Source organism: Bradyrhizobium sp. LMG 9283 (genome assembly GCF_045571415.1).
Classification (GTDB): Bacteria; Pseudomonadota; Alphaproteobacteria; order Rhizobiales; family Xanthobacteraceae; genus Bradyrhizobium.
The window spans coordinates 3,505,633-3,518,576 of record NZ_CP120691.1; the positions used below are offsets into that span (position 1 = coordinate 3,505,633).

A 12,944-nucleotide genomic window follows, 5' to 3' on the forward strand; every position below is an offset into this window, starting at 1 on the left:
GGGCCCAAGCACACCCGATTGGATGAACATGAGCGGCGTCAACGAGATCAGGTCGACCTTTCTGAACTTCTTTGCCGAGAACGGCCACGAGATCGTGCCGTCCTCGCCACTCGTGCCGCGCAACGACCCGACGTTGATGTTCACCAATGCCGGCATGGTGCAGTTCAAGAACGTCTTCACGGGCGTCGAGAAGCGTCCGTATCAGCGCGCCACCACCTCGCAGAAATGCGTGCGCGCCGGCGGCAAGCACAACGACCTCGACAATGTCGGCTACACCGCGCGTCATCTCACCTTCTTTGAGATGCTCGGCAATTTCTCGTTCGGCGACTATTTCAAGGAGCGCGTGATCGAGCTCGCCTGGAAGCTGATCACATCCGAGTTCGGGCTGAAGAAGGACAAGCTGCTCGTCACGGTCTACCACACCGACGACGAGGCGGCGGGCCTTTGGAAGAAGATCGCGGGCTTCTCCGACGACCGCATCATCCGCATCCCGACTTCGGACAATTTCTGGGCGATGGGCGACACCGGTCCGTGCGGCCCGTGCTCGGAGATCTTCATCGACCGCGGCGAGCACATCTGGGGCGGGCCTCCGGGCTCGCCGGAAGAGGACGGCGACCGCTTCCTCGAATTCTGGAATCTCGTGTTCATGCAGTACGAGCAGGTGACGAAGGAGGAGCGCGTGGGCTTGCCGCGTCCCTCGATCGACACCGGCATGGGCCTGGAGCGCATGGCTTGCATCCTGCAGGGCGTCGAGAGCGTGTTCGAGACCGATCTGTTCCGCAACCTGGTCGATGCCACGGCGTCCGCACTCGGCAGCGGGCCGAACGAGCAGAATGCGGCCTCGTTCCGCGTCATCGCCGATCACCTGCGCTCCTCGGCCTTCCTCGTCTCCGACGGCGTCTTGCCTTCGAACGAGGGCCGCGGCTACGTGCTGCGCCGGATCATGCGCCGCGCGATGCGCCATGCGCAGCTGCTGGGTGCGAAAGAGCCCTTGATGCACCGCCTGGTCTGGGCGCTCGTGCGCGAGATGGGCCAGGCTTACCCTGAGCTGATGCGCGCGGAAAAGCTGATCGAGGAAACGCTGCGGCTGGAAGAGACCCGCTTCCGGAAAACTCTTTCGCGTGGCTTGGCCATTCTTGACGAGAAGAGCGCAGGTCTGAAGAAGGGCGACATGTTCGATGGCGACGTCGCCTTCACGCTGTATGACACCTATGGCTTCCCGCTCGACCTGACGCAGGACGCGCTGAAGTCGCGCGGCATCGGCGTCGACCAGGCGGCCTTCTCGGATGCGATGGAGCGCCAGAAGGCCAAGGCGCGCGAGTCCTGGAAAGGCTCGGGCGAGGCGGCAAGCGAGGCGATCTGGTTCCCGCTGCGCGAGAAGCTTGGTGCAACTGAATTCCTCGGCTACGAGACCGAGAGCGCCGAGGGCGTGGTGTCCGCGCTGGTCAAGGACGGCCGGGAAGTCGCCAGCCTCAAGGCCGGCGAGACGGGTTCGATCGTGCTCAACCAGACGCCGTTCTATGCGGAGTCCGGCGGCCAGGTCGGCGACACCGGCGTGCTCACGGGCGAGGGCGGACTCAAATTCCGCGTCACCGACACGCAGAAGAAGCTCGGCGATCTCTTCGTTCACATCGGCACGGTGGAGAGTGGGGAGCTGAAGCTCGGCGCTGCCCTGCAGCTCGAAGTCGATCATTCGCGCCGCTCCTCGATCCGCGCGCATCACTCGGCGACGCATCTGATCCACGAGGCGCTGCGCCAGGTGCTCGGCGACCACATCGCCCAGCGCGGCTCGCTGGTCGCACCCGACCGGCTGCGCTTCGACTTCGTGCATCCGAAGCCGATCACGGCCGAGGAGCTCGCTCGCGTCGAGGACATCGCCAACGATGTGGTGCTGGAGAACGACGAGGTCACCACCCGCGTGATGGGCGTCGATGAGGCGCGGGAAGCGGGGGCGCGCGCGCTGTTCGGCGAAAAGTATGGTGACGAGGTCCGCGTCGTCTCGATGGGCAAGACCGCGCGCGAGCGCGGCGCCAACGCGCTCGGCTGGTCGGTCGAGCTCTGTGGCGGCACCCATGTGAGGCGCACCGGCGATATCGGCCTGATCACGCTGACGAGCGAAAGCGCGGTCGCCTCCGGCGTGCGGCGCATCGAGGCGCTGACCGGCAATTACGCGCGCAGGCATGCCAACGAGACCATGGCGCTGGCGAAGACCGCGGCGAACGAGCTACGCACCTCCCTCGACGACGTGCCGGCGCGCATCGCCGCGCTGATGGAGGAGCGCAAGAAGCTCGAGCGCGAGCTCTCCGACGCCCGCAAGAAGCTGGCGATGGGCGGTGGCGCTGCTGCCGGCAGCAATGGCGCCGCCGCGGGCGTGCGCGAGGTCGGCGACGTCAAGCTGATGGCGCGCGCGGTAGAGGGCATTGAGATGAAGGATCTCAAGAGCCTGGCCGACGACGGCAAGAAGCAGATCGGCTCCGGCGTCGTCGCCATCGTCGGCGTCACCGAGGACGGCAAGGCCGGCGTCGTGGTCGGCGTCACGCAGGATCTCACCGCGCGCTTCAACGCCGTGAACCTCGTTCGCATCGCCTCCGAAGCGCTCGGCGGCAAGGGCGGCGGCGGCCGGCCCGACATGGCCCAGGCCGGCGGCCCTGACGGCGCCAAGGCGTCCGAGGCATTGAGCGCGATCGAGAAAGCGATGGCGAGCGCGTAAGGCGCCTCTAGCACCGTTCGCCCCAATGCGATCGACATGGTCGCATCTCCGCGCGTAGCGCGACAAAAGAAAAGGGCCGCGCTTGGGCGCGGCCCTTTTGATGTCTGCCCTAACCGGGCGCAATCGCGGACGGCTTACGCCGCCAGCGCCTTGGTCAGGTTCTCCGCGACCTTGTCGAGGAAGCCGGTGGTGGAGAGCCAGCGCTGGTCGGCGCCGACCAAGAGCGCGAGGTCCTTGGTCATGTAACCGGCCTCGACGGTGTCGACGCAGACCTTCTCCAGCGTGGCCGCGAACTTCGCGAGCTCGGCATTGTTGTCGAGCTTGGCGCGGTGGGCGAGGCCACGCGTCCAGGCGAAGATCGAGGCGATCGAGTTGGTCGAGGTCTCCTTGCCCTTCTGGTGCTCGCGGTAATGGCGGGTGACCGTGCCGTGGGCGGCTTCGGCCTCGACGGTCTTGCCGTCGGGGGTGAGCAGCACCGAGGTCATCAGGCCGAGCGAGCCGTAACCTTGCGCCACCGTGTCGGACTGCACGTCGCCGTCGTAGTTCTTACAAGCCCAGACATAGCCGCCGGACCATTTCAGCGCCGAAGCCACCATGTCGTCGATCAGGCGGTGCTCGTAGGTCAGGCCCTTGGCGTCGAATTCCTTCTTGAACTCGCGGTCGAAGATGTCCTGGAAGATGTCCTTGAAGCGGCCGTCATAGACCTTGAGGATCGTGTTCTTGGTCGACAGGTACACCGGATAATTACGGAGCAGGCCGTAGTTGAAGGAGGCGCGGGCGAAATCGATGATGGAGTCGTCGAGATTGTACATCTCCATGGCGACGCCGGCGCCGGGGGCCTTGAACACTTCCTTCTCGATCACAGTGCCGTCCTCGCCGACGAACTTCAGCGAGAGCGTGCCCTTGCCCGGGAACTTGATGTCAGTGGCGCGGTACTGGTCGCCATAGGCGTGGCGGCCGATGATGATCGGCTTGGTCCAGCCGGGAACCAGGCGCGGCACGTTCTTGCAGATGATCGGCTCGCGGAAGATCACGCCGCCGAGGATGTTGCGGATGGTGCCGTTCGGCGACTTCCACATCTGCTTGAGGTTGAACTCCTTCACCCGGGCTTCATCGGGGGTGATGGTGGCGCACTTGACGCCGACGCCGACCTTCTTGATCGCCTCGGCGGCGTCGATGGTGACCTGATCGTTGGTGTGGTCGCGGTACTCCATGCCCAGGTCGAAATAGAGCAGCTCGACATCCAGGAACGGGTTGATCAGCTTGTCCTTGATGTACTGCCAGATGATCCGGGTCATCTCGTCGCCATCGAGCTCGACGACGGGATTGGATACCTTGATTTTTGCCATGATCGGGGAAGCCTCTTGGGAACGGCGCTGATGGTGCGCCACGGGAATATCCGCCGCCTCTTAGCACCGCCGCGCGGCGGGCGAAAGCCAAGGGATTATGCAGTTTTAGCTCATCCAGCTTCCCCAGATGGGGAGCCCGCAGCCGGGTCCGGGCTCACGCTCCCAGCGAGAGTCAAAAGTCGAATCCAACCCGTTATTTCCCTTGAGAATTTTGTCAGGACAGGCAAACGACAGACCGCGAGGGCGGCCCGATCCTGGGGGCCGCTTGAATCAATTCCTCAGACGGCCTTGCCAAGGCCTTGAGAGACAGTGTGAAAGCGAAACGAGATGTCGGGGACTGACAAGAGCAAGGCGGGCCTTTCCCTCGACGGTCCCATCGTCATCCTGGTCGAGCCGCAGCTCGGCGAGAACATCGGCATGGCCGCGCGCGCCATGGGCAATTTTGCGCTGAGCCGGCTTCGCATCGTCAATCCCAGGGACGGCTGGCCCAACATCGCGGCACAGCGCGCCGCGGCCGGCGCCGACCACATTCTGGAAAAGGTCGAATTGTTCGACACGGTGGAGCAGGCGGTCGCCGACCTCGACCTGCTATTCGCCACCACGGCTCGCCCCCACGACCAGGCCAAGCCGGTGGTCGGGCCGGAGGCCGCAGCCAGCGAGATCGCCGGGCACGTCGCGACCGGCGGCAGGTGCGGCATCCTGTTCGGCCGCGAGCGCTGGGGCCTGACCAATGAGGAGGTCGGGCTCTCCAACCGCATCATCACCTTTCCGGTCAATCCGGGCTTTGCCTCGCTCAATCTCGCCCAGGCCGTGCTGCTGGTCGGCTATGAATGGTTCAAGTTGGCGACCGCAGGCGCGCTGCCGCACGCCATGCCTGAAAGATCCGAGCGCGCCTCACAGCACCAGATGCAGGCCTTCTTCGACAATCTCGTGCGCGAGCTCGACAAGGTCGAATTCCTGCGCCCGGCCGAGAAGCGCGACACCATGCTGGTGAACCTGCGCAACATCTTCAGCCGGATGGAGCCGACCAAGCAGGACATGCACACCCTGCACGGCGTGATCATGGCGATCGCCGAAGGGCGTAAGGGCCCGGCCAAGGGTGGCGTGCTCGACGGCGAGCAGGCGACGCGCCTGCGTGCGCTCCTGGCCGAGCACGGGCAGGGCGGCGGCGTGTCCGACAGCGCCTCGACGGTGCGCGGCCTCGCCCGCCTGCTCCGCCGCAACCCGACCGACGCCGAGCGGCTGCTCTGGCAGGCGCTCACCCGCGACCGCCGCTTCGCCGGCCAGTTCAAGCGCCAGACCCCGGTGGGGCGCCACATCCCGGACTTCGTCTCGTTCCCGCACCGGATCGCGATCGAGCTGGTGAACCCGGGCGAGGGCGAGGCAATCGGCGCCGACCGCGCGTCGCGGCGCGCGTGGCTGGAAGCGCGGGATTATCGTGTGCTCGACATTCGCGCGGCGGATGTGGAGCGCGATCTGGAGGTGGAGCTGGTGCGGTTGCAGGGGATGATGGCGGAGACGACCTAGTCTCGTAGGGTGGGCAAAGCGGAGCGTGCCCACCGCATCGATCAACGCAGGAATGGTGGGCACGGCGCTATGCGCCTTTGCCCACCCTACGAAATCTTCGTAGCCCGGATGAGCGAAGCGATATCCGGGGAAAGGTCCCGCATGTCGCTGCGCTCATGCGGGCTACGCGATGACTGTACTCACACCGCCTCGAGCTGCTCCGCTGCACGCTTCTTCTTCGCCTTCGATTGCGTGAGCAGGGGACCCGCCGTGAGCGCGGCCGTATCGGCCACGCCCGGGTCGCGTGAGATCATCGCTGCGACGATGGCGCCGTCGATGATGAGGCCGAGCTGGTGGGCCAGCACTGCAGGCTCGGCGGAGCCGAGCTCGCCGGCGAGCTTCTCGATGTGGGCGAGCACGATCTTCTTGTGCTTCAGCGCGATGTTTCGGAACTGTTTTGCGTCCTTGTCGTGCTCGCCGACGGCGTTGATGAAGGGGCAGCCGTAGAAGCGCTCCTCGGCGAACCAGCTCTTCAGTGCGGGGAAGATGCGCGTGAGTTTCGCCTGCGCATCACCGCCGCCTTGCTCCATGGCGCCGATGAACCATTCGCGCCACTGCTTGCCTTCGCTCTCCAGCACGGCGTTGACGAGATTGGTCTTGGAGCCGAACAACTTATAGAGCGTCGTCTTCGCGGTGCCGGCCTCTTCGATGATTGCATCAATGCCGGTGGCGTTGATGCCGTTCTTGCAGAACAGGTGCGTCGCGGCGCTCAAGAGGCGCCCGCGCGCGGATTCATCTTCGCGAGCGGCGGAGCGGGGCGAAGTCTTCTTCGATGACGTCTTTGCCATGCTGACGAACTTACCCGCAGCCGCGCCGCGTCAGCAAGCCGCATCTGTTTCGCGCTGAAAAGATTCGCATGCGCGCACGCATCTGCACCGCCCTTGGGCAAGCGGCGGCTGATCAATCCGCAGGCAGGGACACTTAAGCGGCTCCAATGCTTCGCGTTTCGTTTTCGGCCTCGTCTGGCACGCTCCATGCAAGGAAACAGACCGTTCGGTATCCTGCCCATTTCCACTTCTGCCAGGGAGAAGATTGATGACTGCCATCGTTCAAAAGACAGTGCTGACGGGTTGCCTCGCGCCCATCGACAAGAATGGGCTCGAGCAACTGATTGCCAATGGCAAGGCAAATCCGAAGGTTATCAAGACCTTGAAGTGCAAGACGGTCGCGGAAGGCAAATTCCGCCACGCCAACTACATCCGCAACCTGCCGCCCTACATCGTCGACGAGCCGCCGGGCCTCCTGGGCGACGACACCGCGCCCAATCCGTCGGAAGCCTCGCTCGCCGCGCTCGGCTCGTGCCTTGCGGTCGGCCTGCACGCCAATGCCGTGCACCGCGGCTGGATCGTCAACAAGCTCGAGCTGGAGCTCGAAGGTGATCTCAACATCACCGCGGTCTGGGGCACGGGCGACACCTCCGACAAGCCGGTTGGATTCACCGATGTCCGCGTCAAGGTCGACATGGAATGCGAGGGCGTCTCGCCGGACGAGATCAACGCACTGGTCGCCCATGTGAAGAAATGGTCGCCGGTCGCCAACACCTTCACCCGCCCGGTCAATCTCGAGGTCGGCATCTAGCAGACGGCAATCAGGACAAGGTGCGGGAGACGATCATGGGTTCAATGGCTTTATCGCGGGCCGAAGTTCTGGATCAGCCCGCACCGTCCATTGCGGGCGAGGTGGCGCGGATCGCGCGCGAGCAGCTCGCGCCGCTCGCGGCCGGCGTCGACGACGGCTCAGTCTATCCGGCCGAGGTGCTGCGCAAGTTCGGTGCGGCAGGGGCGTGGGGCAGCCACGTGCCTCACGAAGGGCCTGCCGATCTGCGCTGCGCGATCCAGGCGATGTCGGCGATCGGCGAGGTCTGCGGGGCGACGGCGTTCATGGCCTGGTGCCAGAACACGCTGGTCTGGTACGCGGCGAATTCCACCAATATCAAGCTCGCAAAACGCTTCGGCGATGCCTTCTCGACCGGCCGCGTGCTTGGCGGCACCGGGCTCTCCAATCCCATGAAGAGCTTCTTCGGCATCGAGAAACTGAAGCTGAAGGGGCGCAGGGTCGAGGGCGGCTACATCGTGCGCGGCGCGCTGCCCTGGGTCTCCAATCTCGGCCCCGACCATTACTTCGGCACCATTTTCGAGCGTGAGGGCGAGCAGGGCATCGCAAGTGGCGAGCCTGGGACGGTCATGTTCCTGGCCGATTGCGCCGATCCTGCGGTCACGCTGACGCCATGCAAGCCGTTCCTCGCGATGGACGGCACCGGGACCTATGGCGTGCAGTTCCGCGACGCCTTTGTCCCCGACGAGCTGATCCTCGCCGATCCCGCCGAGCCCTTCGTCAAGAAGATCCGTGCCGGCTTCATCCTGCTCCAGGCCGGCATGGCGCTCGGCCTGATCAAGGATTGCATCAGCATCATGGACGAGGTCGACAGTCCCCTCGGCCACATCAACCGCTATCTGCCGCAGCAGCCGGTGCATTTCCGCGATCTCGCCGCTGAGCTCGAGGCCGAGACCATGGCGCTGGCCCGCGATCCCTACAACGAGGAGGAGACCTATTGGCGCAAGGTGATCGCGCTCCGCTTGCGCGCCGGCGAAGCCGGCGTCGCGGCGGCGCATGCGGCGATGCTGCATTGTGGCGCGCGCGGCTACCTCAGGAGTCACCGCGCGCAGCGGCGCCTGCGCGAGGCCTATTTCGTCGCGATCGTCACGCCTGCCACCAAGCAACTGCGCAAGATGCTCGCCGACAGCTGAGTTTTGCGAGTCCACCCCGGAAGACCACCCAACCTCAACGGAGAGGCTGCCAATGACGGACGTTCTGATCTCTGCCAGCGAACTTGCCGATCTCTTGAAGCTAGAGCCGTGTGTCGTGATCGACACCCGCAATCCCGACGCCTACGGCGCCGGGCACCTGCCCAATGCGGTGAACGTGCACGACATCTTCACCTATCTTGCAACCTCGACGCCGGACGGCATCAGCGAGCTGAAGACCAAATTCGCCGATGCTTTCGGCGCCGCCGGTCTCTCCGGCAAGGAAACGGCCGTGGTCTACGAGCAGTCGATGAATTCCGGTTTCGGCCAGTCCTGCCGCGGCTATTATCTGCTCACCATGCTCGGCTATCCCAAGGTGAAGGTGCTGCACGGCGGCTTCGACGCCTGGGCAGCCGCGGGCTTGCCGGTGACCATCGACGTTCCGACCCCGACCAAGGCCTCGTTCCCGATCGTGCCGGAAGCGGGCGAGATCCTGATCGATGCCAAAACCATGCTCGCCGCCGTCGGCAAGCCCGGCATCGCGATCCTCGACGTGCGCGATGTCGACGAGTGGATCGGCGACAGCTCGTCGCCCTATGGCAAGGACTTCTGCCCGCGCAAAGGCCGCATCCCCGGCGCGGTGTGGCTGGAATGGTATCGCATGATGAAGCCGACGGCCGAAGGCCCGCGCTTCAAGTCCAGGGACGAGATTCTGGCGGAATGCGCCACCGTCGGCATCTCGCAGACCACGCCGGTCTATCTCTACTGCTTCAAAGGTGCGCGGGCGTCGAACACGTTCCTGGCGCTGAAGAACGCCGGCGTGAAGGACGTGCGGATGTATTTCGGCTCCTGGAACGAATGGTCGCGCGATCCGTCGCTGCCGATCGAGCAGGGTCTGCCGATGGCATCGGGTGTCACGACAAAGGCGGCGTGAGCGTGCGCCGTGGCCGCAGAACTCGGTCACCTCTCCCTACGGGAGAGGTGACCCCTCGGCTCGCATCGATTCAACCAAGCACATCCTGATCTAGCGTTTCGCTATCGCCCCCGAACGCGGCGCGATTCCCAGCGCCTTGATCCGCGAGGCCAGGGTTGTCGGCTTGATGTCGAGCATCTCGGCCGCGCCGCCGGGGCCGAAGACTTTTCCGGCGCAGGCCTCGAGCGCGGCGAGAATGTTGGCGCGCTCGTGGTCGCGCATTTCGGATGATGTCAAGACGGCGGGGCGGGCGTCGGCCTTCTGGCGGGCGGCGCCGCTAGGCGCTTGCGCGCCGGAGGTGTCGGGCAGGTCGATGCGTAGACGGCCGTTCTGCGACAGGATCGCGGCGCGCTCGATCACGTTCTGCAATTCGCGGACATTGCCAGGCCAATCGTAACGGGTCAGTCGCCGCGCATCACCCTCGGAGAGACGCAAATTCGATTTCAGAGCCTTGCTTTCGCGTGTCAGAAAATGCTGGGCGAGCAAGGGAATGTCCTCGCGCCGTTCGCGCAGGGGCACCGTCTCGATCGGGAATACGTTGAGGCGGAAATAGAGGTCTTCGCGGAAACGGCCGCGCTGCACCTCCTGCTTGAGGTCGCGATTGGTCGCGGCAATGACGCGGACGTCGACGGCGCGGGTGCGCGCCTCGCCGACGCGTTCGAAATGGCCCTCCTGCAACACGCGCAGCAGCTTGCCTTGCAGTTCGAGCGGAATCTCGCCGACCTCGTCGAGGAACAGCGTGCCGCCGTCGGCGAGCTCGAAGCGGCCGATGCGGTCGCGGGTTGCGCCGGTGAAGGCGCCGCGGACATGGCCGAAGAACTCGCTCTCGAACAACTCGCGCGGGATCGCGGCGCAGTTGACGCGGATCAGCGGCCGGTCGCTGCGGGTGGAGTCCTCGTGGATGGCGCGCGCGATCAGCTCCTTGCCGGTGCCGGATTCGCCGGTGATCATCACCGCCGCCGTCGTCGGCGCTACCAGCTTGACCTGGCGCAGCGTCTTCTGGATGGCTTCGCTTTGGCCGATGATGCCGCGCGGATTGGTCTCGATGCGGATTTCTTCCTGGAGATAGGCGTTCTCCAGCTCCAGCCGCTCGCGCAGACGGTCGACTTCGGCGAGCGCGGCGTGCAGCTTCTCGTCGGCTTCGCGGCGCTGGCTGACGTCGCGGAACACCACGACGGCGCCGACCACGACGCCGCGGTCGCGGATCGGAGTGGAGGTGTATTCGACCCAGGCCGGCGAACCGTCCTTGCGCCAAAACACCTCGCCGTCGACCTGGTGCACGGCGCCGTCGCGGAACGCCGCATAGATCGGGCAGTCGTGGTTGTGATAGTGCCGGCCGTCGTGATGGGTGTGGTGAACGATCGGGTGGATCTCCTTGCCGACCAACTCTTCGGCGGTCCAGCCCAGCATGCGTTCGGCCGCGGGATTAACGAAGGTGGTCTTGCCTTCGGCATTGACGCCATAGATGCCTTCGCCGGCGGCGCGCAGGATCAGCTGGTTCTCGCGCTCGATGTCCTGGAACACGCGCTCGACCCGCTGCCAGGTCGCAATGCCGCCGCGCATGTGATCTTCGGCGGCCGCGTCGACATTGCGCCGGCGGCGCGCTTCGAGATCGGTCAGCGTGAGCAGTAGCAGCGTGCGGCCGTCATGCGGCAGCAGGCAGCCGGCATATTCGAGCTGGAGACTTTGCCCCGTCGCATGGCGGGGGGTAAGGGCCGTGGTCCAGTAGGCGCCCTTGTGCAGCACGGCCTGGGTGAAGACGGTGAGGGTGGCCAGCTCGCCGGCGTGGAGCGTGCTGGCCCTGGTCTGCCGCAACAGCGCGCGGTCGTAGCCGAGCAGAGCGCAGGCGGCGGGATTGGCGTCGACGATCTGGTCGCCATAGGGATCGACCAGAAGCGTCGCCTCGATGGAGGATTCGAACGCTGCGATGCGCGGGTCGATGGCGGAGGCCACGTCATCGTGGGCGGGCATTGGCGTCGTTGCCATTACGAAATCTCGTCATTGAACTACGAAAATTCGTTTATCACGAGTTTTCGTAGTGGCCAAGCGCGGGCGAAAGTGCTGCGTGATCAAGGCTCTGCCGGCTCGGGAGGCGGTGGCACGCTCCTTGCGTAATTGCTCCTCGCAATGACGCGCAGGAGGGCCGATGTCCACGTTCGACAATCCGTTTGATCCCGATCGCAAGCTTCGAGCCGGCTGTGCCTGCGGCCAGCATCGTTCTGCGGAAGAGCACGAGCAGGCGACAGCGCTGCGTTGCGAGCTGTTCGAGAGCGAGGAGAAGCGCTACGAGGGCGTCGTCGCCTCCGCGGTAATGCGCGCGATGTTCCCACAGGATGTGGCACGACGCGCGTTCCTGAAGTCGGTCGGTGCATCCACCGCGCTCGCCGCGCTGTCGCAATTCTTTCCGCTCAAGACCGCGACAGAAGTCTTTGCGCAAGCCGGCACGCCCGAGAAAAAGGACCTCAAGGTCGGCTTCATCCCGATCACCTGCGCGACGCCCATCATCATGGCGGCGCCGCTGGGCTTCTATTCCAAGCACGGCCTCAATGTCGAAGTGGTGAAGACTGCCGGCTGGGCGGTGATCCGCGACAAGACCATCAACAAGGAATACGACGCCGCGCACATGCTGGCGCCGATGCCGATCGCGATCTCGCTTGGCCTCGGTGCCAATGCCATTCCGTTCGCCGTCCCTGCAATCGAGAACATCAACGGGCAGGGCATCGTGCTGGCGACCAAGCACAAGGACAAGCGTGATCCGAAGGACTGGAAAGGCCTGAAGTTCGCGATCCCCTTCGACTATTCCATGCACAACTATCTGCTGCGCTATTATCTCGCGGAAGCCGGCCTCGACCCCGATACCGACGTGCAGCTGCGTTCGGTGCCGCCGCCGGAGATGGTCGCCAACCTCCGCGCCGACAACATCGACGGCTTCCTTGCGCCCGACAATGTCTGCCAGCGCGCGATCTATGACGGCGTCGGCTTCATGCATCTGCTCTCCAAGGAGATCTGGGACGGCCATCCCTGCTGCAGCTTCGCCGCCAGCCGCGAGTTCATCACCACGGCGCCGAACAGCTTTGCCGCGCTGACGCGGGCAATCGTCGATGCCACCGCCTATGCCTCGAAGGCGGAGAACCGCAAGCAGATCGCCGAAGCCATCGCGCCCGCCAACTACATCAACGCGCCGGTCACGGTGCTGGAGCAGGTCCTGACCGGCACTTATGCCGATGGTCTCGGCGGCGTGAAGACCGATCCCAAGCGCGTCGATTTCGATCCGTTCCCCTGGCAGTCCTTCGCTGTGTGGATGCTGACGCAGATGAAGCGCTGGGGCCAGATCAAGGGCGATGTCGACTACAAGACGGTTGCCGAGCAGGTGTATCTCGCCACCGATACGAAGAAGCTGATGACGGAGATGGGGCTCACGCCGCCGGCGAGCAGCTACAAATCGTTCGCGGTGATGGGAAAGAATTTCGATCCGGCAAAGCCCGAGGATTATTTGGCGAGCTTCAAGATCAGGAGGGGGGCGTGAGGATCTCCGTTTCCATGTCCCGGACGCGATGCAGCACGAAGTGCTGCTTCGCTGAGCCGGGACCCAGTCGAGCCGC

9 protein-coding genes are annotated in these 12,944 nt (G+C 64.9%); 6 read left to right on the top strand and 3 right to left on the bottom strand.

The annotated features are described in order from the left end of the window. Nucleotides 1–28: 28 nt before the first annotated feature. Entirely contained in the window at nt 29–2,710 is a 2,682-nt protein-coding gene (gene alaS / locus P6U29_RS16305) for an alanine--tRNA ligase (protein ID WP_407118515.1), read from the top strand. A 134-nt stretch (nt 2,711–2,844) separates the two neighbouring features. Here the strand turns inward: alaS and P6U29_RS16310 are convergent, their stop codons facing one another. Next, nucleotides 2,845–4,059 carry an NADP-dependent isocitrate dehydrogenase gene (locus tag P6U29_RS16310; protein ID WP_407118516.1) on the bottom strand — a complete coding sequence of 405 codons (1,215 nt, stop codon included), beginning with the start codon at nt 4,057–4,059 and terminating at the stop codon, nt 2,845–2,847. 327 nt (nt 4,060–4,386) lie between these two features. On the opposite strand from P6U29_RS16310, the gene P6U29_RS16315 reads away from it, so the two are divergent. Then, nucleotides 4,387–5,586 carry a TrmJ/YjtD family RNA methyltransferase gene (locus tag P6U29_RS16315; protein ID WP_407118517.1) on the top strand — a complete coding sequence of 400 codons (1,200 nt, stop codon included), beginning with the start codon at nt 4,387–4,389 and terminating at the stop codon, nt 5,584–5,586. A 179-nt stretch (nt 5,587–5,765) separates the two neighbouring features. Here P6U29_RS16315 and P6U29_RS16320 read toward each other — a convergent pair whose 3' ends face one another. Then, nucleotides 5,766–6,413 (bottom strand): TetR/AcrR family transcriptional regulator, encoded by a 648-nt coding sequence (locus tag P6U29_RS16320; RefSeq protein WP_407118518.1) that lies wholly within the window; start codon nt 6,411–6,413, stop codon nt 5,766–5,768. A 247-nt stretch (nt 6,414–6,660) separates the two neighbouring features. Between P6U29_RS16320 and P6U29_RS16325 the strand changes: the two genes are divergently transcribed. Genes P6U29_RS16325 through P6U29_RS16335 form a run of 3 tightly spaced genes read left to right on the top strand, consistent with a single transcriptional unit; the run spans nt 6,661 to nt 9,303 of the window. Beyond that, complete coding sequence (locus P6U29_RS16325; RefSeq protein ID WP_407118519.1) at nt 6,661–7,203, top strand: OsmC family protein; 543 nt, start codon at nt 6,661–6,663, stop codon at nt 7,201–7,203. A gap of 35 nt (nt 7,204–7,238) precedes the next feature. After that, complete coding sequence (locus tag P6U29_RS16330; protein WP_407118520.1) at nt 7,239–8,372, top strand: acyl-CoA dehydrogenase family protein; 1,134 nt, start codon at nt 7,239–7,241, stop codon at nt 8,370–8,372. 52 nt (nt 8,373–8,424) lie between these two features. Next, nucleotides 8,425–9,303, top strand: a complete 879-nt coding sequence (locus tag P6U29_RS16335; RefSeq protein ID WP_407118521.1) for a sulfurtransferase — start codon at nt 8,425–8,427, stop codon at nt 9,301–9,303. A 90-nt stretch (nt 9,304–9,393) separates the two neighbouring features. Here P6U29_RS16335 and P6U29_RS16340 read toward each other — a convergent pair whose 3' ends face one another. Further along, nucleotides 9,394–11,328 carry a sigma 54-interacting transcriptional regulator gene (locus tag P6U29_RS16340; protein WP_407118522.1) on the bottom strand — a complete coding sequence of 645 codons (1,935 nt, stop codon included), beginning with the start codon at nt 11,326–11,328 and terminating at the stop codon, nt 9,394–9,396. Nucleotides 11,329–11,488: 160 nt separating this feature from the next. On the opposite strand from P6U29_RS16340, the gene P6U29_RS16345 reads away from it, so the two are divergent. Further along, a complete protein-coding gene (locus P6U29_RS16345; RefSeq protein ID WP_407118523.1) occupies nt 11,489–12,868 on the top strand; it encodes a CmpA/NrtA family ABC transporter substrate-binding protein in 1,380 nt (459 codons plus the stop codon). The last annotated feature ends 76 nt before the right edge of the window (nt 12,869–12,944 follow it).